The following is a 19,491-nucleotide window of genomic DNA, read 5'->3' on the forward strand; positions in this document are numbered from 1 at the left end:
CGCGACCGGCCTTGCCACTGGTGCCGCCGGCCGCCGCGCCGCCCGCGGACTGACGCTCGGCGCCACGCCCGCCCGCTCCGGCGGCACCGTTCTTGGCCGCGCCGGACCCCGCCCGACGGGCAGAGCCGCGCTGACCGGGGACGGACGTAGCGCCACCACCCGCCGCACCCGCCGAGGTGCGCCGTCCCGATCCGCGGCCTTCCGCACCGGCGGCGGTCCGCTGGCCGGATCCGCGGCCTTCCGCCCCGGCCACACCCCGCCGACCCGACTCCCGCCCCTCCGCCCCGGCGACCGCACCCGCCGTGGCCCCGGCTCGGGCCCCGCCGTTCCTGCGGCGGCCGGACCGCCTGCTCGTGCCCGTGCCGGTCTTCCGCTCCGGGCGCGACGCCTTCGGCGCAGGCTGCGGCTCGGGGACCTGGATGGTGACGGCCACGCCGGACGGCTCGCGGGCACCGGTGATCGTGGTCAGTTCGGCGTCGCTCGACGTGATCCGCGCCGTCCGGGGACGGATGTTCGCGTCCGACATGAGCCGGCTGACGTCCCGCTTCTGGTCGGGCAGGACGAGCGTGACGACGCTGCCGGACCCGCCGGCACGGGCCGTGCGGCCGCCCCGGTGGACGTAGTCCTTGTGGTCGGTGGGGGGATCGACGTTCACGACGAGGTCGAGGTCGTCGATGTGTATGCCCCGGGCCGCGACGTTCGTCGCCACCAGCGCGGTGACCTGGCCGTTCTTGAACTGCTCCAGCGTCCGGTTGCGCTGCGGCTGGGAGCGTCCGCCGTGCAGCGCCGCCGCGCGCACGCCGACGGCGAGCAGCCGCTTGGCGAGCCGGTCGGCGGATCTCTTGGTGTCGAGGAAGAGGATCACCCGGCCGTCACGGGCCGCGATGCGCGTGGTGACGGCCTTCTTGTCCGTCTCGTCCTGCACATGGAGCACGTGGTGCTCCATGGTGGTCACGGCCCCCGCGGACGGGTCCACGGAATGCACCACCGGGTCCTTCAGGAACTGCTTCACCAGGCGGTCGATGTTCCGGTCCAGGGTGGCGGAGAAGAGCATCCGCTGCCCGTCGGGCCGTACCTGCTGCATCAGCTTGGTGATCTGCGGCAGGAAGCCGATGTCGGTCATCTGGTCGGCTTCGTCCAGCACGGTGATGCGTACCTGGTCGAGCACGCAGTCACCGCGTTCCACCAGGTCGTTGAGCCTGCCGGGACTGGCCACGACCACCTCCGCGCCGCGCCGCAGCGCACCGGCCTGCTTGGTGATCGAGAGCCCGCCGACGATGGTGGTCAGCCGCAGGTTCACGGCCGTTGCGTACGGCGTCAGCGCGTCCGTCACCTGCTGGGCCAGTTCCCGGGTGGGCACCAGCACGAGGGCGAGGGGCTTCCTGGGCTCCGCCCGCAGCCCGGCCGTACGCGCCAGCAGCGCCAGCCCGAACGCGAGCGTCTTGCCGGAACCGGTGCGTCCACGCCCGAGCAGGTCACGTCCGGCCAGCGAATTCGGCAGGGTGGCGGCCTGAATGGGGAAGGGGGTGGTCACCCCCTCCGCGGTGAGGGTCTTCAGCAGCGCCGCGGGCATGTCCATACCGGCGAAGTCCTCGACGGCGGGAAGTGCGGGTGTCGTGCTTTCGGGCAGCCGGAATTCCCGCGGCGACTGCGCGGACGGTGCGGGTGACGAGGCGCGCCGGTTCGGCTTCTGGGACCTGCGGGACATTCGGTTGTCTGCCTTCCTGGAAACAGCACAAACCGGGGTCCGCACCATAAAGGTGCGGACCCCGGTGAGCGGGTACGCGTCCTGCGATCAGGCGGGGACGATGTTCTCCGCCTGCGGGCCCTTCTGGCCCTGCGTGACGTCGAACGAGACCCGCTGACCGTCCTGGAGCTCACGGAAGCCCTGGGTCGCGATGTTCGAGTAGTGGGCGAAGACGTCCGGACCGCCGCCGTCCTGCTCGATGAAGCCGAAACCCTTTTCAGAGTTGAACCACTTCACGGTGCCCTGTGCCATGACTTTCTCCTTCTGTAGGCAAATGGCCCCATCCGGAGATGCCGGAAAAACAAACTGTGCGCCTGAAGGAGAAGCATTCCCGTCAGGCGCACATAGGTTCATGGGTACCACAACTGCAACTCGGAAACCGTAGCACAACCCGGCGGCCGGCGGACGATCAACACGGCGTGTCGACGCCCCCTGACGCGAACCACTCGCACCGTCAGAAGAACCGCGCCTCCGGATAGCAGCCGGACGGCCCGTCCAGCAGCCCGTGATCGTCCCGGCCGCGCAACCAGCGGTCGAAGAAGGCGGTGATGTAGGCCCGCTCGGCGCTGATGGCGTGGTCCGGTGCGATCGTGCCGATGTTCTTCACGACGGTCGTGCGGGGCAGACCCAGCCGCCGGGCGATCTGCGGGACCAGGGTTACGGCATCCGTGTACGTGGCGTGCTCCGCGCCGCGCAGGTCCAGGCCCCGGTGCCAGCCGCGGCTGTGCCGCCACACGGCCTTCCAGGACGGCACGGTCCGCAGATCGTTGCCGTCCTTGCCGATCAGCAGGAAGGGACGGTCCACGCCGTCGGCGGCCACGGTGGACAGGTGGCCGGGAGTGCCGTCCTCCTGCTGGTGCGCAAGAAGGCCGTCCAGGTCCGCCGCGGCGGCGATGCGCGGGTCGTCGTGCATCGTCTGCATGGCGGTGAAGCCGCCCGCCGACTGGCCGAACATGCCCACACGGCCGAAGTCCGGCATGCCGCGCAGGGCCCGCGGGAGGGCGCTCGGCAGTGCGTCCAGCACGAAGCGGGTGTCGGCCACCCGTACGCCGATCGTCTTCCTCAGCAGCGCCCTGATGCGTTCCTCGTCGGGGGATGCCTTGGCGTACTCGGCGGGCAGGACGGAGTCCTCGACGCGGCCACCGGGGAACTCGACGGCCGAGGCGTCGTAGGTGTGGTCCACGCTCACCACGACATAGCCGCGCGACGCGAGGTCGTCGCAGAGGGTCGTGCCCAGGGTGCGGGGGTCGCCGGCGCCGGGTGAGTAGAGGACGACCGGGAACGGCCCGCTGCCGCGCTCGATCGGGGCTCCCTCGTGGGCATGGGTCCGGGTGGCCGCCCAGTCGACCTTCTCGGCGGGCACGCCGTTGAAGCTGTTCAGCGCGGCGAAGCCGGCCGCAGCGCCGGGCAGCATCTGCGGCGCGCGCCGGTGCCCGGCGACGGTCCGGGCCGGGTAGCGGACGTCGACCATGAGCTCGCGGTACGGCTGCGAGGTGATCCAGGGATCGGCGCGGTCGCTGTCCACGAGGTGCAGCGAGACCGTCCCCACCGGGTACGGACCACTCGGCCCGGGCAGCGTCAGCCGCACCAGCCCGTTCCTGCGCGAAGCGAGTGACGCCGGCGTCGCGGACGACGCCGGAGACGTGGGCGCGGCGGACGCGGACGCGCCGCATGCCGGGAGGGCGGACACGGCGAAGGCGGCGGCCGACATGAGAACGGCACGGCGGGTCTGCATGAGTGGTCCCCTTGGTCGGTGAACACGGCGCGTGGAGCGATCACGTACAGACTTCCGGCCGGGCAAGATCGTCACCATCCGGCGGGCCCGCCGCCGGGTCTGGGGGTTTTCCTCCATCCCCGGGTGGAGACGCGTCCATCGACCCGTGGGTGGTGGTGATCGGCTCACCGCTCGGAGCACCCTTGAGGCATGAGTTCACTGCACTCGGCACTCGTCGTTCTGATCGGCGTCTGCTTCGTGGTCTTCGCCGCGGCCTGGCTCGCGGGCGCCGTCTACTTCGGCATGAAGAGCCAGGACGGCCCGCGCGGCTGGATGCGCGGACTGCGTCGCGAGCTGCCTCGCCGGATACTGCTGGTCGCGGGCGTCTGGATCTTCGCCGCCGTGATCAGGCACTCGCAGGGCTTCTGGCACCACTTGCAGTACTGGCAGCCCGAAATCGCCCTCATAGGTGGCCTGTTGGCCGTCGCGTCCACCGCCCTGCTGCTGTGGGCCCGCTGGGTCCTGGGCACGATGTGGGCCAGCGTGCCCATGGTCCAGGAGCACCACGAACTGCGCACGGACGGCCCCTACCGGCTGGTCCGGCACCCGATATACACCGGCCTCCTCGGCCTGGTCGTCGGCGCCATGCTGGCCTGCGGGTTCGGCGTCTGGACGGCGTGCGTGGCGGTCGCCGTGCCGTGGCTGCTGCGCCGGGTGCGCAGAGAAGACGGGCTGATGGCCCATCAGTTCGGCGCCTCCTACGACGCCTACCGCGCCCGCGTCCCGGCGCTCCTGCCACGTCTGCGCCCCGCCCCGGTCGGCCCTCGCCGTGTCGGCGGCGAGCAGCACTAGCCGGAAGCGGGGCGGGCAGAGAGGCGGGCAACTCCGGTCAGGAGCAGGCGGGATCAGGCAGAGCAGCCGTGGCCCGAACCGATCAGAAGGGGCGGAACTGCGGACCGTAGTTGCCCGGCGCGTCGGTGATCGAGCGCTCCATCAGCTCCACGGCAGGGTGCTCCAGCCCGCGCATCGTGTGGATGGCCGTGCGCAGGGTGCGGTGGCCACCACCGGCCCAGGCCAGCTCCAGGTTCTGCAGGACGGAGTGGTAGGTGGCGTCGAAGCCGTCCAGGAGCCGGCGCACCTCGCCCGGCGCGTCGGACCAGCCGCCGACCGGGACCGGGGCCATGGGGCGCGCGTCGGGGAAGGGCACGGGCGTGCCGGAGAACTCCCAGTCGCCGTCGTTCTCGCGCAGCCGCCGGCCGTGGTAGATCTCGCCGAAGGCGTAGTAGTGCGCGGGGTAGTCGTCCTCGAAGGCCGTGGCGGGAGAGCTGCTGGTCCCCTCGCCCTGCTCCTTGATGATCTCGATGGCGCGCATGACGTCGTCCGGGGTCCGCACCGGCTCCAGCACGTCGGAGCCGATGCGCGTGGACAGTTGTCCTCGTTCCTGGAGGTCCGGTGCCACCGTGCGGAAGGCCTGCAGGATGTCGCCGTAGAAGGTCCCGACGCTGGGTTCGGCCTCCAGGCTGCGGGCGAGCGGTCGGTCCGGGGCCTCGATGGCCATCATCACGTCGTGCACGAAGGACCGGGTCAGGCCTGACAGATAGACGGTGACTCCGGGGCGTACGCCGCCGGGGAGCGGGCCGGGGTAGGTGGACGCCGCCGCCTTGATCTGCGGCCGTCCGCCCACGGACACCAGGAGGTTGCAGACCACGCCGAGGTGGAACATCTCGTCGCCGACGATGCGCCGGATCAGCCGGGCGGCCTCGCTGCCGCGGTCCTTGATGGACCACCAGCCGCACAAGTAGGGAGGGATCGTGGCGAGTTCGAGGGAGACCGCGACCTGGAGGGCGTTGCGCAGCCAGCTCATTCCGCGGCCGTCCTCGGGTACGGCGAGCAGGCGTGCCACGGAGTGCTGGCCGGGTGCGGTGGGCGCTGCGCTCGCCGTTCGTGCCGCGGCCTGCGCGGTACCGGCGGCCGCGACCGGAGCGCCGGCCGCGAGAGCGGCCGTGGCCAGGAAACTCCTGCGCTTGAAGGGGGCAACTGCCGGGCTGTCCGAATCTTCTGTCGTACCAGTCAATTTCGCCTCAGCTCATAGCAATGGCCCCGTCTCCGTACGAGATGAACGGGACCCTCCGACAGCTCTGGAAGCTAGCAGCCGACACCGCGCTTCCCGGGGTGCACGGTGCCCGGGCGACGCGTCCACCACCCTGACAGTCCAACGGAGTCACGGCCCGGCTACGGACCACGCCTCCGGAGCCCGGACGAGGTCCCCGGAGGCGCGGCCGGGCTTACACCGGGACGGGCATGACGGCGCAGCGCACCGGCTCGGCGTGTGCGGGGTCGAGGGCGTTGAGCACCAGCCGGTTGATGTTCGGGTCGTACATGCCACCCACGTGACCGGTGAGATCCAGCGGGCACTTGTCCTGCAGCAGGATGTTGTGGACGGTCGCGCCGGGGCCGGCCTTGAGGAACTGGTTGGTGTAGGGGGTCACCACCAGGTCGGTGCGCGTGACGAGGGTGGTGTAGCCGACGCCGGGCTCGGTGTCGCCCTTGGCATACAGCTGCTGGAGCACGGCGGAGCCGGTCGTCTGGTCCCTGGCCGCGGGGCTGTCCAGGCCGAGCGGTTTGCCGGCCCGGCCCGCCACGTCCAGTACGGCGTCGAGGAGGTTGGCGAGGCCGGACGTGTTGGTGCCGTGGTTGCTCGGGTTGATGCCCACGAGCTGATGCACCTTCGCGGCCCCGCCGTTGAAGCGCAGATACCACTCGGGCGTCACCCCGCCGCCCTGCGAGTGGCCCACGAGGTCGACCTTCGAGGCGCCGGTGGCGGCCAGCACCTTGTCGACGTAGGAGGCCAGTTGGCGTGCCGAGACGGGCACATGGGCGGTCGCCTTCATCAGGGCGTGCGGCCGGCTCTCGCCGTAGTTGAGGGCGAAGACGCAGTAGCCGGCGTTCTTGAGCACCGGGGCGAGCCCGCTCCAGCTGTCGTAGGCGTTGGCGAAGGTGCCGTGGACCAGCACCACCGGATAGGGGTGGGCGGCCGACGGCCTGCAGCCGAAGTCGTTGGCTCCCGCCGGGGAGCGGTCCGGGTCCGGCAGCGAGGCGAGCGCGGCGAGGCCGGTGCTGACCGCCCCCAGGTATCCGAACTGGTTGGCGGACACGGTGGACGGGGCCCAGGTGGAGACCGGGTGGGGTCTGGGCGGGGCGGCCGAGGCGGCGGGGGCGGCGGCGGTCAGGCAGACCGCCGCGGCCAGGGCGGTTCCTGCGGCCTTGAGGATGCGGCGCATTGAGGTGCGCACCTCCTGGTGACGGGGCGTCGGTGGGGGCTCGGAGCGGCCCCAGCTTCGACACCCCGCCGCGCCCCACCCGGGCACGGCGCGCCACGTGCGCCCGTCTGGCGCACGCGCGATCAGCCAGGTGGGCGGACAGGACCCGGCCAGCCCCGGTGCGCGGAGGGGCTGTTGGCCGGAAGGGTTGGTCGCAGTGCCGGCCCTGACGGTCAGGAAGGAGGTGCCGACCCTGACGGTCAGGAAGGACGTGCCGGTAGGTGCGGTCGGGAGGAGGTGATGACGGTGAGGTCAGGCCGTGGCGCCAGGCGCACCGCGCGCGGCACGCGAACTCGCCCGCCCCCACTCACGCTTGACGAGCGGGGCGGCCCTGCGCCCCGCTCGCCGTCAGGTGCTACGCCGTCGCCGGCAGCACATGGTCGCCGACCTTGTCCGTGCTCAGGCACAGCGAGCAGACGACCGCGTCATGGGTCGCGCAGGCGGTCAGGTCGGGCCGCTCGTAGGACTGGTGGCAGACGTGGCAGTCGTACGTCGTCGCGGTCGGGTTGCCCTCCGCGTCGAGCAGGGGCTCCTCGATGCCGTCGTCGATGCGGCGCAGGTAGTACCGGCCCTTGGTGACGACGGCCATCAGAGGGGTGAGGACGAAGGCGATGACGGCCGCGGCGACGGGGGAGTAGGGCTGGAGGGTGTCGCCGAGCAGATGGAAGTACATGGCGATCGACAGACCGGAGGCGGCGACGAAGGCCACGACGCCGACCGGGTTGACGGCGAAGAGCATGCCGCGGCGGAACTCCGGGCGGAGCGGGGAGAGTTTGAGCAGGTACTTGTTGACGGCGATGTCGGTGGCGACGGTGACCACCCAGGCGATGGCGCAGTTGGAGTAGAAGCCGAGGATGCTGTTGAGGAAGCTGAACATGTCGGCTTCCATCAGGGCCAGCGCGAAGCCCAGGTTGACCAGGACGAACACCATGCGGCCGGGGTAGTGCCGGGTGACGCGGGTGAAGGAGTTGGTCCATGCCAGCGAGCCGGAGTACGCGTTCGTGACATTGATCTTGATCTGGCTGATCACGACGAGTGCCACGGCCAGCGGAACGACCATCCAGGACGGCATCATCGCGTCGAAGGCGCCGCGGAACTGCTGGATCGGCTCGGGGGCGGCCTTGGCGCCGACCTCGGCGAGGATGTAGACGGCGAGGAAGACGCCGATCGCCTGCTTCAGCGCGCCGAGCACCACCCAGCCGGGGCCCGCCATGACCACCGCGGTCCACCAAGTGCGCTTGTTGGCCTCGGTCTTGGGCGGCATGAAGCGCAAGTAGTCGATCTGCTCACCGATCTGTGCGATGAGGGAGAGGCAGACGCCCGCGCCGAGCAGGACGGGCGCGATGCTCACACCGCCGTCGCCGTCGGTGCCGGCGTAGGAGAGGAAGCGGTCGACCGTGCCGGGGTCGGTGGCGATCAGGTAGATCAGCGGGCCGACCATCAGCAGCAGCCAGACGGGGGTGGTCCACACCTGGAGCTTGCTGAGCGCCTTCATGCCGTAGATGACCAGGGGGATCACCATGAGGGTGGAGACGGCGTAGCCCAGCCAGAGCGGCAGGCCCAGGCCCAGCTTGAGGCCCTGGGCCATGATCGAGCCCTCGAGGGCGAAGAAGATGAAGGTGAAGCTGGCGAAGATGACGCTGGTGAGGACCGAGCCGTAGTAGCCGAAGCCGGAGCCGCGGGTGATCAGGTCCAGGTCGATGTTGTAGCGGGCGCCGTAGTAGGCGAGCGGGAAGCCCGTGACGAAGATGACGACCGCGGCGACGGCGATCGCGACGAGCGCGTTGCCCGTGCCGTGCGCCAGGCCGATGCCGGCGCCGATGGAGAAGTCGGCCATGTAGGCGATGCCGCCGAGCGCCGTCGTCGCCACGACCATCGGGGTCCAGCGGCGGTAACTGCGCGGTGCGAAGCGGAGGGTGTAGTCCTCCAGGGTCTCCTTGGTCGCCTGGCCGGGTGGGGCTTCCGGTGCGGTGGCGGTCTGCGGGGACTGGGTTGCACTCATGGTCGGCCCTTCGGGGTGGAGTGGTGCTCCGGTGGGGGGCGGGGCGGTGAGCGGTGAGCGTCCCGGAGTGGCGTCGTCGGCAGCCGGGGCATCGGGACAGGGGGAACTCCCCTGTTCTCAGAGCCGGTTGGCGGGAGGCCGCATCGCGTCGGTCCCGGCCGCCAGGGCGCCTGCCGTCCTGGCGCGGCGGGTGTGCTCGGTCACGACGGCCGTCGAGCCGGCGGCGTGGGCGGGCAGGGCGCGGTGGTGCTCGGTGCGCCGACGCGTGTCCGGGCCGTATACGACTCTGAATCCATGGGCGGACACGCTAGAAACGGCTTGTTTCCCGCAGGTTGATCGTGTGATGAACGGGCCGTTTCCGTGACCTCACCGGCCCCGCGGTGTGCGGTGAACCTGCCGTCCACGCGCCGGCCGTCCACGCCGGCCGTCCACGCGCCGGCCGTCCGTGCCCTCCGTCCGTGCCGTCCGTCACTCCGGGCGGTGCATCTCCAACGAGCCCGCGGCCGCGAGCATGGCGTCCAGGACGGTCAGGACTTCCTTGCGGGGTTCGGAACGGGTCGTGCGGTGGCGGGCGATGAGTCGTCGGGTGCCGAGCCCGGGCAGCGAGACGGCGGTGATGCCCTCGGGGTGGGAGCCCAGCACCGCCAGGTAGGGCACGACGGCGATGCCCAGGCCGCCGGCGACCATGGACAGGGCGACGTTGTAGTCGGAGTAGCTGTGTGCGGCGGTCTGCGCGACGGAAAGGCCGTCGCGCAGCTGGGAGTTGGCGTTGTGGGCGGCGGAGTCCGGGTCCACCGCGAGCCAGGTCATGTTCTCCAGGTCGGCCGTGGTCGTGGGGGTCGGCAGGCCGCTCGGCAGGACGACCAGCCACGGTTCGTCGAGCAACGGGACGTCACGCGTGCCCTGGACCGAACGGCGCCCCAGAGGTGATTCCTGCTCCAGGACCAGCAGGTCGAGCGCGCCGGAGCGGAGCTCCTGCTGACCCCTGTCGCCCTCCGTCTGCCGTACGGCCAGCTCCAGTCCGGGGAACTTCTCCCGCAACTGATGCACGAGCGGAACGAGCAGCGTCCCGATGAACGTCTGCGGAGCGCCGATGACGACCGTGCCCGCGACCTCGCCCTGCAGAGCCGACAGCGCCTTGCGGGCTTCGGTCAGCTCCGTCTCGATCCGCTCGGCCGCCTCCGCGAGGGCCCGCCCGGCCGGGGTGAGCACCGCACCATGAGGCTGGCGATCCAGCACGGCGGTGCCGACCGCGTCCTCCAGCCGCGAGATCTGCTGCGACACCGCCGACGGCGTCAGGTGCAGCAGGGCCGCCCCGGCCAGCACGCCGCCGGCCCGGTGGACAGCCAGCAGAACGGCCAGTTTCCGCGGATCCAGATCCATTCGCCGCAGCTTAATCCCGGGGGTAGTCAACTTCAATTGCACTACACCCGCGGCTCCGTCACGATGGCGTCATGCAGGAGATGCTCGTTCCAGGGGCCAGTGCGGCGGGATGGGCCGGCGCACTGTGCACGGCAGCCGCCTACGGCCTCGTCTCGCGTCGGCGGGTCGAACCCGATTCCCGTCTCTTCCAGGCGATGAACATCCTCGGCGGCGCCCTGCTCGCCGTATCGGCCGCCGCCAGCGGTGCGTGGCCGTCGGTCACGTCGAACTTCGTGTGGATCCTGATCGGCTTCCACGCCCTGGTCGGCATGCACCGGCTCCCGCGCGCCGCCCGCACCTGGTGTGCGGGCCGCTTCCCGCGGCGTCGCGCAGCGGCCCGTGGGGCGACCGGTGCCGCGGCCCTGGTGGAGACCGGTGCGGCGGCCCGTGTGGCGGACGGTCACCCCAACGTCGTTGCGGACGAGGTCATATAGAGCGCTTTGTCGTTCAGGGCACTTTCCGCGTGCGGAGCGGCGGCGGTCAGTCCGCCCGTTCCGCCGCCGCCTTGATCAGCCGCCGGATGTCGGCCAGGTCCGCCTCGAACTCGGCCGTGAGGTCGACGGGCAGGTCGAGATACGGCGCGAGGGTGCCGTGGCCGGGCAGTTCGCTCTCCGGGAGCTGGCCGCGCCGACCGCGTGGATCGAGGCTGCCGGGAGCGAAGCGGCCCGATGCCTCGGAGGCGGCGAACCCGATCACGAAGGTGCTGATCATCCGCTCCAGCCGGGGCACTTCGGCTTCCGGGACCCCGGCCTCGAGGAGCGCGAGGAAGATGATGTCCACCACGCGCACGGCGTCCGCCGTGATCGCCGGCCGCGAGAACAGCAGGTGCGCCGCCCAGGGGTGACGCTGCGTCACCTCGCGGGAGGCGTGGGCCAGCGCGTCGAGTCGTTCCTCCCAGTTCCGCTCGTCGGGCGACTCCGGCGGCAGTACGGCGGCCAGCAGGCGTCCGACCATGCCGTCCAGCAGCGCCGCCTTGTCCTTGACGTGCCGGTACAGCGCCATCGGTGTGACGCCGACGCGGTCGGCCAGCGCACGCATCGACACGGCGTCGAGCCCGCGCTCGTCGGCGATGTCCAGCGCCGCGTCCAGAATCTCTTCCCGTCTGCCGCTCATGGGTCTACAGTGTAGACGTATACGGTGTAGACACGATGGAGGCGGGGATGCTCGACGCCCAGGAACTGGTGAAGCGCTACGGCCGGCAGCGTGCTCTCGACGGCTTCGACCTCACGGTCGCGCCCGGCGAGATCGTCGGGCTCATCGGCCACAACGGCGCGGGCAAGACCACGTTCGTGGAGATCGTCACCGGTCTCGTACGGCCGGACGCGGGCCGGATCCGCATCGGCCCGTACGACGCCCTGCGCGAAGGGCGTTCCGCCCGGCGGCTGCTGGGTGCGGCTCCCCAGGAGCTGGCCCTGTACGGCACCGCCACCGCGCGCGAGAACCTGCGGCTGCTCGCCGGCCTCGCCGGGCTGCGCGGCCGCCGCCGGGCCGCGGAGATCGACCGCGTCCTGGACGAACTGCACCTGACCGCTGTCGCGGACCGCCCGGTCGGCGTCCTCTCCGGGGGGCAGCGCCGCCGCGTCCAGGCGGCCACCGCCATGGTCGGCTCCCCTCCCCTCCTGCTGCTCGACGAGCCGACCGCCGGGGCCGACCCGGAGACCCGCGTGGCGCTGCTGAACGCGGTCAAGGCGCGCGCGGCGGCCGGCGCCGCCGTCGTCTACACGACCCACTACCTGCCCGAACTCGTCGATCTCGGCGCCACGTTGGCGCTCGCCCGCGCCGGCCGCGTCATCGCGCGGGGCACGCAGGAGGAGCTCACCCGCGACCTGCCCGGCGAACTCCACGTCACCTTCGCCGATCCGGCCGTACCCGATCTGCGTCAGCCCACCACGGACCCGGGTGCTGATCTGGCCGCCCTGCTCACCTCGGGCCGTACGCCCGCGTCCGTCGACGTCCGCCGTCCCAGCCTGGACGATCTCTACCGATCCCTGGAGACCACCGTGCCGGAGTCCGATCATGCCGCCGCGTGAATCCGCCACCCGCCTCGGCGCCCTCGTGCGCCACAACGCGATGCTGATGCTGGGCGAACCCGGTCCGCTGCTCAGCCGGATGATCCTGCCGCTCGCCTTCATGACCCTGCTGCGCCCGCTCTATCTGGCCGCCCAGGGCCGTACCGCCGGCACCCAGCAGGCCGTCGTGGGCACGCTGGTGACGTTCTCCCTGCTGGCGCTGAGCATCGCGGGCAGCGCGATCCTCGCCGAGCGCATCGGCCGCACCTGGGACCGGCTGCGCTCCACGCCGCTGCATCCGGTGGAGATGCTCGTCGGCAAGGCCCTTCCGGTCCTCGCGGCCCTGCTGGCCCAGCAGTTGCTGATCATCGGCTTCGGCGTGTGCGTCTTCGGGCTGAGCGTCCCGCATCCGTTCCTGCTGGCGGGCGTGCTGCTCAGCTGGAGCGGAACCCTGCTCGGCCTCGGCACGCTCCTCGGCGTTCTGGTGCGCAGCATGGGCGAGCTCTCGGCCGCCTACGACCTCGGCGGCATGCTGCTCAGCAGCGTCGGCGGCGCGCTCGTACCGCTCGGCGTGCTGCCCGCCTGGGTCGCCCACGTCGCCCCGGCCTCGCCCGGCTACTGGGCCGCCCGCGGCCTGCGCGCCGCACTCGACGGCGACGCGCACACCGCCGCGACGGCCTGCGCCACGCTCCTCGGGGTGGCGCTCCTGTGCGGCGCGCTGGCCTCCGTACGGCTGCGCGGGCACAGCAGCCGCCTGGTCGCCCTCTGACACGGACGGTCGGCGAGGAGACGCAGGTCACATCGGGGCATGTCACAGGCGGTCGGACCAGCTCGTCCCAGGGGTGTAGCCCGTGACGACCACAGGGGAGCACAGCATGGAAGCGCGAGTGAACTACTTCACCAGCCCGACCGCCGGCAAGGCCGTCAAGCACCTCATGCCGGCCGGCAGGGCGCTGAAGGAGGCACCGCTGCCGGCCGCGACACAGGAGCTGGTGGCGCTGCGCGTGAGCCAGATCAACGGCTGCGCGGCCTGCATCGACATGCACACCAAGGACGCCGCCGCGGCGGGCGAGACCTCGGTGCGGCTGAACCTGGTCGCCGCCTGGCGGGAGGCCACGGTCTTCACCGAGGCCGAGCGCGCCGCACTGGAGCTGGCGGAGGCGGGGACGCGGGTCGCGGACGGCGCCACCGGGGTCAGCGACGAGGTGTGGGCGTACGCCGCCAAGCACTACGACGAGGAGCAGCTCACCGCTCTGGTGGTGCTGGTCTCCTTCATGAACATGGTGAACCGGCTCAATGTCATCAGCCGGCAGCCGGCCGGAGACTACGAGCCCGGGCAGTTCCACTGACCGGTACGGGTTCCTCTTGATCTCGGCGGACGGAAGCGCAGGGGGAGTTGAGTGGACGTGAGCAAGGTCGAGGAGTTCGAGGAACTGCGGCCGCTGCTGTTCTCGATCGCCTACCGGATTCTGGGCAGCGTGAGCGAGGCCGAGGACGCGGTGCAGGAGACCTGGCTGCGCTACGACGGCACGGCCACACGGCCCGTCTCGGTCAAGGCGTACCTCTCGACCACGGTGACGCGGATCGCCGTCGACGTGCTGCGCTCCGCGCGGGTGCGGCGTGAGCGGTACGTCGGTCCGTGGTTCCCCGAGCCGCTGCTGAACGATCCGTACGAGGATCCGGCGCGGGCGATGGAGCTCGCCGACTCGGTGTCGATGGCCGCGCTGCTGTTGCTGGAGCGGCTCAGTCCGCTGGAGCGCGCGGTGTTCGTGCTGCGCGAGGTGTTCGGCTTCGGCTTCGACGAGGTCGCCGCGGCGGTCGGGCGCACGGAGTCGGCGTGCCGGCAGCTGCTGGTACGGGCGCGGCGGCACATGCAGGACGGGCGGCCTCGCTTCGAAGCGGTCCGCACCGAGCGGGAGGAGCTGGCGTCGCGGTTCTTCGACGCGCTGCGCGAAGGCGACGTCGCCGCCTTGCAGGACCTGCTCGCCGCGGACGTGTCGATGGCCGGCGACGGCGGCGGCAAGGCTCCGCAGCTGGCCAGGGCCGTGGTCGGCGCCGACAACGTGGCCCGGCTGCTGGCCTCCGTCTTCCCCTGGATGGCCCGCATCGACGTGACCATCGAGCCCCGGGAGATCAACGGCCAGCCGGGCGCGGTCTTCCGCGACCGGGACGGCAGGGTCGTCAACGTCATGGTGCTGGACGTCTCGGCCGGCCGGATCCGCACGATCCGCTCGGTGATCAACCCCGACAAGCTGACCCACGTGGGCCCGGTCGCGGACGCCTGGGCCCTGGACCGCGAGCTGCGGCGGGTACGCCGGCAGCTGAGCTGAGCTGACGACTGGCGCGGGCGAGGGCGGGGGCCGGGGGGCGAGGGCGCGGGCGAGGGCGGGGGCCGGGGGGGGGCGAGGGCGAGGCCGGGTGCTGGGGGGATGTGGTGGAGGGTGGAGGGCGGAAGTGGCCGCAGCGGTCAGCCGCTCCGGCCCCCGCCCCCCTCACCCCCCACCCCTCACCCCTCACGCACCGTGAAAGTAGTGCCCCTTCTCCAAGTCCTCCAGGAGCCCGGGCTGCTCAGGGCGCCAGTCCAGGAGGTCGCGGGTGAGGGTGTTCGACGCGGGGGCGTCGAGGCCGAGGAAGCCGCTCAGCCAGGTGAAGTGGCCCGGTGCGGCCTCCGGGGTCACCGAGGTGACCGGAACGTCGAGGTGCCGTCCGATCACCTCGGCCACGTCGCGGATCGCGACACCCTCCTCCGCCACACCGTGCAGCACCGACCCCGCCGGGGCCTTCTCGACCGCCAGCCGGAACAGCCGTGCGGCGTCGAGGCGGTGGACGGCCGGCCAGCGGTTGGTGCCGTCGCCGATGTAGCCGGAGACGCCCTTCTCGCGGGCCACCCCGACGAGGGACGCGACGAACCCGTGATCCCCCTCGCCGTGGCAGGTCGGGGCGAGCCGTACCACCGACGAACGCACGCCGCGTTCGGCGAGGGCGATCACCGCCAGGGACGTGGACGCGCGGATGGACATCGCCGAACCGTCGACCGTGGGCCTGTCCCGCTCGCTCGCCACCTGCCCCGGCTTCAGACCGGCGAGTCCGGAGGCCAGGACGAACGGGCGGTCGGTGCCGGCCAGCGGCTCGGCGAGGGCGTCGACGGCGCGGCGGTCGGCCTCGGCGGCCCCCTGGAAGTCGCCGGTGAAGGCGATGTCGTGCTTGAAGGCGAGATGGACCACCCCGTCCGCCTCGGCGGCGGCGCCGGCCATCACCTCGAGGTCGTCGACGGTGCCACGCACCACGTCCGCCCCTGCGGCGGTGAGGGCGGCGGCGGAGGAGTCGGAGCGGGCGAGGCCGGTGACCTGGTGACCCGCTTCGAGGAGCTCGGGAACGAGCGCGGAGCCGATCCAGCCGGACGCGCCGGTCACGAAGATGCGCATGGGAAAGCCCCAAACTGTCGATGTCAGTGACTGTCATCAACGCTAACACCTGATGTCAGGGACTGTCATCGCGTAGGATCTGGCGCATGGTGAGATGGGAGCCGAACGCACGCGAACGCCTGGCCAAAGCGGCCTTGGAGCTCTACAGCGAGCGCGGCTACGAGCGCACGACGGTGGCGGAGATCGCCAAACAGGCCGGGCTGACCGAGCGGACCTTCTTCCGGCACTACGCCGACAAGCGCGAGGTGCTCTTCGACGGCACCGGTGCGTTGCAGGAGCTCTTCGTGACGTCCGTCGCCGAGGCGCCCAAGTCCGCGGCGCCGATCGACATGGTGGCGGCCGGGCTCGACGCGGTCTCCGGGATGTTCGCCGACCGTCGCCCCTTCGCCCGCAAGCGCCAGGCCGTGATCATGGCGAACGCGGAACTCCAGGAACGCGAGCTGATCAAGCTCGCCGCGCTGTCGGCCGCGCTCTCCGGCGCGCTGCGCCGCCGAGGCGTCGCCGAACCGGCCGCGAGCCTGACCGCCGAGGCGGGCCTCGCCGTCTTCAAGATCGGCTTCGAGCGCTGGGTCGCGGAGGGCGAGGAACGTCCGATGGAGGAGCTGATGCGGGAGTCCCTGGACCAGCTCAAGACGGTGACCGCGGGGGCGTGACATGCGGCGGCATGTCCGGCAACAGCGCTTCCTCGCGGGCGCGTTGGCGTAGGTCGGGATCTTGTATGGGGGAGCGCGCGGAGTCCCTCGGCCGGCTCAGGACCGTGACCGCGGGGCCTGACGTACGCCGGTCGGTCCGGCAACCGCCTTCCCCCGCGGTCGAGTTCGTCCACATGGCGAGCTGGTCAGGACGACCAGTCGCCGTTAGGAGCTGGTGAGGACGACCAGTCGTTGGGTTGCCCGGGTCATCGCCACGTAGCGGTCCACCGCTCCTTCGATCCCCTCGCCGAAGGACTCCGGGTCGACCAGGACGACCAGGTCGAACTCGAGGCCCTTCGACAGCTCCGGCGGCAGTGAGCGGACCCGGGGCGTCGCCCGGAAGGCCGGGGCGCCGATGACGCACGCGATGCCCTCGTCGTGGGCGGCGAGCCAGCTGTCGAGGACCGCATCCAGCTCCGTGACGGATCCGTGCGCGACCGGGATGCCGCTGCTGCGGATCGACGTCGGCACGTTGGCGTCCGGGAGCACCGTCCGGATGACGGGCTCGGCCGCGGTCATCACCTCTTCCGGCGTGCGGTAGTTGATGCTCAGGGACGCCACCTCGATGCGGTCGAGCCCGATCCGTTCGAGCCGTTCCTGCCACGACTCGGCGAAACCGTGCCGGGCCTGGGCGCGGTCCCCGACGATGGTGAAGCTGCGGGACGGGCAGCGCAGCAGCAGCATCTGCCACTCCGCGTCGGTCAGCTCCTGCGCCTCGTCCACCACGATGTGCGCGAAGGGGCCCGCCAGCAAGTCAGGCTCGGCGGTGGGCAGTTCGGACTCGTCGACCAGACTGACCTTGGCGTCCTGGCCGCGCAGCATCACCACCAGGCCCTCGCCGTCGTCGGTGTCGGCGCCGGAGGCGGACGCGGCCTCGATCAGGTTGTCGACGACCTGCGTCATCCGCTCGCGCTGGGCGGCGAGGACGGCCGCGTGCCGCAGCCGCTGCCGGGCCGCCTCCGGGTCCCCGAGCCGCTGCCGGGCCGCGTCCAGAAGCGGCAGGTCGGACACGGTCCAGGCCTGGGCGTCCGTACGCTGGAGCCTCTTCACCTCGTCGCGCTCCAACCAGGGCGCGCACATCCGCAGATAGGCGGGTACCGACCACAAGTCGCCCACGAGATCGGTCGCTTCGAGCAGCGGCCAGGCGCTGTTGAGCGTCCCGACCAGCTCCTTGTCCTGCCGCAGCGCCCTGAGGAACTGCTCGGGCGGGACGTCGTCGCCGGCGTGCTTGTCCAGCAGGATCGCGGCGAGCTTCTCCCAGATCTGCTCGCGCGCCTCGTTGTGCGGGGTGCCCGGCTCCGGTGCCTCGAACGCCTCCGTCCAGTCGTCGGCGGTCAGTGGGATCTCGGCCCAGCCGACCGTCACCGTCATGGCCTCGGTGGGCGGCTCCTCGTAGAACCGGACGGCCTTCTCGATCGCCTTCACCATGTGCGCGGACGACTTCAGGGCGGCTACGTCCGGGTCTGGCTCGGCCGGTGCCGACGCCCCTTCGGTGACGAGGTCGCGGACGGTGCAGGTCTGCACGCCCTCCTCGCCGAGACTGGGTAGGACGTCGGCGACGTAGGCCAGGTAGGGCTGGTGCGGGCCGACGAACAGTACGCCGCCGCGCCGGTGCCCGAGCCGCGGGTCGGAGTAGAGCAGGTGGGCGGTGCGGTGCAGGGCGACGACGGTCTTGCCCGTGCCCGGGCCGCCGTCGACGACCAGGGCGCCGCGGGACCCCGCCCGGATGATCGCGTCCTGGTCGGTCTGGATGGTGGCCAGCACGTCGCGCATCCGGTCCGACCGGTTGCCGCCCAGGCTGGCGATGAAGGCGGACTGGTCGTCGAGCGCGGCGTGTCCCTCCAGGCCGTCGGCGGTGAAGACCTCGTCCCAGTAGTCGCTGATCCGGCCGCCGGTCCAGCGGTACCGGCGGCGGCTGGCCAGGCCCATGGGGCCGGCGTGGGTGGCCGCGAAGAACGGTTCGGCCGCGGGGGAGCGCCAGTCGACCAGCAGCCGGCGGCCCTCGCTGTCGGTGAGGCCGAGACGGCCGATGTACAGGGGCTCGGTGCCGTCCGCGGCGACGATGTGGCCGAGGCACAGGTCCAGGCCGAAGCGGCGCAGCGTGCGCAGGCGGCTGGTCAGCCGGTGGACCTCGGCGTCCCGGTCCATCGCCTGCCGTCCCAGGCCGCCCGGCGCCCTGAGCTCCACGGCGAGCTGCTCGGACAGCTCGGCGACGGTCTGCTCCAGGCACTGCGCGATGGCCGCGAAGTGCCGCTCGTCGCGGGCGATCAGCGCCGGGTCGGCCTTGGCGGAGAGGCGATCGGGCAGATCGAATGCTGACAAAGAGGTGCGCACCTCGGGAATCCCTCATTTCCGCAGGTTCTGGCTTCGGCCTGCGATTGTGCGGCACGACCCCGGCCTTGCCGCAAGCCCCCCTGTGCGCTATAAGTTGAGAGTGGCAAGGAGTGGCTGACCTCCTTGCCTTTTCTGTTGCCCCGCCTTTTCCGCCGTCGTTGCTGCCGGTGCCGCCGCGGTCGGCGCGGTCCGGCGACTACGGCCGGCCCAGTCCCGCGATGAGGAGACCGACCAGTCGGCGGGCGTCGTAGCGGGGATCGTTGTCCGCGCCCGCGCAGAGGTTGCCGACGCCGCGCATCAGCTCGTAGGCCCCCGGGGCGGACGGGATCTCGCCCGACTCGGCCGCCGCGTCCAGGAGTTGACCGCACACGGGCACCAGCCGGTCGAGGAAGTACGCGTGCAGCGTCTCGAATCCGGCGCTGTCGGAGTGCAGCACGCCGGCCAGACCGTGCTTGGTGACGAGGAAGTCGACGAACAGGCTGATCCAGTCCCGCAGTGCCGCGTAGGGGGTCGGGCTGCTCGCGAGGAGCGCCGGTCCGGCCTCGGCGCAGGCGTCGACCTGGTGCCGGTAGACGGCGACGATGAGATCCGCCCGCGTCGGGAAGTGCCGGTAGATCGTGCCGAGGCCGACGCCGGCCTTGGCCGCGATGTCGCGCACCGGTGCCTCCACGCCCGAGGTCACGAAGACCTCGGCGGCTGCGTTGAGCAGCGTCTCCTTGTTGCGCCGGGCGTCCGCCCGCCTGGATCGGGGCGCCTGTCCCGTGCCCTCGCCGCTGTCGTTCACCCTGCCACTCCCGCACTGTCGCTCTTGCCAAAGCGGAACCAT

The 19,491-nt window shown here is 71.7% G+C and carries 19 protein-coding genes; 7 read left to right on the forward strand and 12 right to left on the reverse strand.

The genetic code is table 11. From position 1 onward, the window contains the following. The 3 genes from ACFU97_RS40435 to ACFU97_RS40445 all read right to left on the reverse strand — a co-directional run. Positions 1 to 1,708 (reverse strand): DEAD/DEAH box helicase (locus tag ACFU97_RS40435; RefSeq protein ID WP_384266743.1); only part of this gene is annotated, 1,708 nt, incomplete at its 3' end. A gap of 87 nt (positions 1,709 to 1,795) precedes the next feature. After that, entirely contained in the window at positions 1,796 to 1,999 is a 204-nt protein-coding gene (locus tag ACFU97_RS40440; protein ID WP_384266744.1) for a cold-shock protein, read from the reverse strand. 202 nt (positions 2,000 to 2,201) lie between these two features. Further along, positions 2,202 to 3,482 carry an alpha/beta hydrolase family protein gene (locus ACFU97_RS40445; protein WP_384266746.1) on the reverse strand — a complete coding sequence of 427 codons (1,281 nt, stop codon included), beginning with the start codon at positions 3,480 to 3,482 and terminating at the stop codon, positions 2,202 to 2,204. A 189-nt stretch (positions 3,483 to 3,671) separates the two neighbouring features. Between ACFU97_RS40445 and ACFU97_RS40450 the strand changes: the two genes are divergently transcribed. Further along, entirely contained in the window at positions 3,672 to 4,313 is a 642-nt protein-coding gene (locus ACFU97_RS40450) for a methyltransferase family protein (protein WP_384266749.1), read from the forward strand. Positions 4,314 to 4,395: 82 nt separating this feature from the next. Here ACFU97_RS40450 and ACFU97_RS40455 read toward each other — a convergent pair whose 3' ends face one another. The 5 genes from ACFU97_RS40455 to ACFU97_RS40475 form a co-directional block, all read right to left on the reverse strand. Further along, the gene (locus ACFU97_RS40455; protein ID WP_384266751.1) at positions 4,396 to 5,535 is read right to left on the reverse strand and encodes a ferritin-like protein; all 1,140 of its coding nucleotides are present in this window, start codon (positions 5,533 to 5,535) and stop codon (positions 4,396 to 4,398) included. Positions 5,536 to 5,746: 211 nt separating this feature from the next. Next, positions 5,747 to 6,742, reverse strand: a complete 996-nt coding sequence (locus tag ACFU97_RS40460; protein WP_384266753.1) for an esterase/lipase family protein — start codon at positions 6,740 to 6,742, stop codon at positions 5,747 to 5,749. Between the two features lie 394 nt (positions 6,743 to 7,136). After that, positions 7,137 to 8,783 (reverse strand): purine-cytosine permease family protein, encoded by a 1,647-nt coding sequence (locus tag ACFU97_RS40465; protein ID WP_384266756.1) that lies wholly within the window; start codon positions 8,781 to 8,783, stop codon positions 7,137 to 7,139. 117 nt (positions 8,784 to 8,900) lie between these two features. Next, the gene (locus ACFU97_RS40470) at positions 8,901 to 9,089 is read right to left on the reverse strand and encodes a hypothetical protein (RefSeq protein ID WP_384266758.1); all 189 of its coding nucleotides are present in this window, start codon (positions 9,087 to 9,089) and stop codon (positions 8,901 to 8,903) included. A 162-nt stretch (positions 9,090 to 9,251) separates the two neighbouring features. Next, positions 9,252 to 10,166 carry a LysR family transcriptional regulator gene (locus tag ACFU97_RS40475; protein WP_384266760.1) on the reverse strand — a complete coding sequence of 305 codons (915 nt, stop codon included), beginning with the start codon at positions 10,164 to 10,166 and terminating at the stop codon, positions 9,252 to 9,254. Positions 10,167 to 10,237: 71 nt separating this feature from the next. Between ACFU97_RS40475 and ACFU97_RS40480 the strand changes: the two genes are divergently transcribed. Continuing rightward, a complete protein-coding gene (locus ACFU97_RS40480) occupies positions 10,238 to 10,639 on the forward strand; it encodes a hypothetical protein (protein WP_384266762.1) in 402 nt (133 codons plus the stop codon). Positions 10,640 to 10,685: 46 nt separating this feature from the next. On the opposite strand, the gene ACFU97_RS40485 is transcribed toward ACFU97_RS40480, so the two are convergent. Next, a complete protein-coding gene (locus tag ACFU97_RS40485) occupies positions 10,686 to 11,318 on the reverse strand; it encodes a TetR/AcrR family transcriptional regulator (RefSeq protein WP_384266764.1) in 633 nt (210 codons plus the stop codon). Between the two features lie 47 nt (positions 11,319 to 11,365). On the opposite strand from ACFU97_RS40485, the gene ACFU97_RS40490 reads away from it, so the two are divergent. The 4 genes from ACFU97_RS40490 (at position 11,366) to ACFU97_RS40505 (ending at position 14,544) form a co-directional block, all read left to right on the forward strand. Next, a complete protein-coding gene (locus tag ACFU97_RS40490; protein WP_384266766.1) occupies positions 11,366 to 12,235 on the forward strand; it encodes an ABC transporter ATP-binding protein in 870 nt (289 codons plus the stop codon). After that, complete coding sequence (locus ACFU97_RS40495; RefSeq protein WP_384266769.1) at positions 12,222 to 12,983, forward strand: ABC transporter permease; 762 nt, start codon at positions 12,222 to 12,224, stop codon at positions 12,981 to 12,983. The genes ACFU97_RS40490 and ACFU97_RS40495 overlap by 14 nt, the downstream gene beginning before the upstream one ends. Positions 12,984 to 13,089: 106 nt before the next feature. Beyond that, positions 13,090 to 13,563, forward strand: a complete 474-nt coding sequence (locus ACFU97_RS40500) for a carboxymuconolactone decarboxylase family protein (RefSeq protein ID WP_384266771.1) — start codon at positions 13,090 to 13,092, stop codon at positions 13,561 to 13,563. A gap of 57 nt (positions 13,564 to 13,620) precedes the next feature. Next, a complete protein-coding gene (locus ACFU97_RS40505) occupies positions 13,621 to 14,544 on the forward strand; it encodes an RNA polymerase sigma-70 factor (protein ID WP_384266773.1) in 924 nt (307 codons plus the stop codon). Positions 14,545 to 14,727: 183 nt separating this feature from the next. On the opposite strand, the gene ACFU97_RS40510 is transcribed toward ACFU97_RS40505, so the two are convergent. Next, on the reverse strand, positions 14,728 to 15,639 hold the full coding sequence (locus ACFU97_RS40510) for an SDR family oxidoreductase (protein WP_384266775.1): 912 nt from the start codon (positions 15,637 to 15,639) through the stop codon (positions 14,728 to 14,730). Between the two features lie 86 nt (positions 15,640 to 15,725). On the opposite strand from ACFU97_RS40510, the gene ACFU97_RS40515 reads away from it, so the two are divergent. Continuing rightward, on the forward strand, positions 15,726 to 16,292 hold the full coding sequence (locus ACFU97_RS40515; protein WP_384266777.1) for a TetR/AcrR family transcriptional regulator: 567 nt from the start codon (positions 15,726 to 15,728) through the stop codon (positions 16,290 to 16,292). Positions 16,293 to 16,496: 204 nt separating this feature from the next. On the opposite strand, the gene helR is transcribed toward ACFU97_RS40515, so the two are convergent. Both helR and ACFU97_RS40525 read right to left on the reverse strand, forming a co-directional pair. Then, the gene (gene helR / locus ACFU97_RS40520; RefSeq protein ID WP_384266779.1) at positions 16,497 to 18,653 is read right to left on the reverse strand and encodes an RNA polymerase recycling motor ATPase HelR; all 2,157 of its coding nucleotides are present in this window, start codon (positions 18,651 to 18,653) and stop codon (positions 16,497 to 16,499) included. Positions 18,654 to 18,861: 208 nt separating this feature from the next. Further along, the gene (locus ACFU97_RS40525; RefSeq protein ID WP_384266781.1) at positions 18,862 to 19,449 is read right to left on the reverse strand and encodes a TetR/AcrR family transcriptional regulator; all 588 of its coding nucleotides are present in this window, start codon (positions 19,447 to 19,449) and stop codon (positions 18,862 to 18,864) included. Positions 19,450 to 19,491: the final 42 nt, after the last annotated feature.

It is taken from the genome of Streptomyces sp. NPDC057616 (genome assembly GCF_042800575.1).
Classification (GTDB): Bacteria; Actinomycetota; Actinomycetes; order Streptomycetales; family Streptomycetaceae; genus Streptomyces.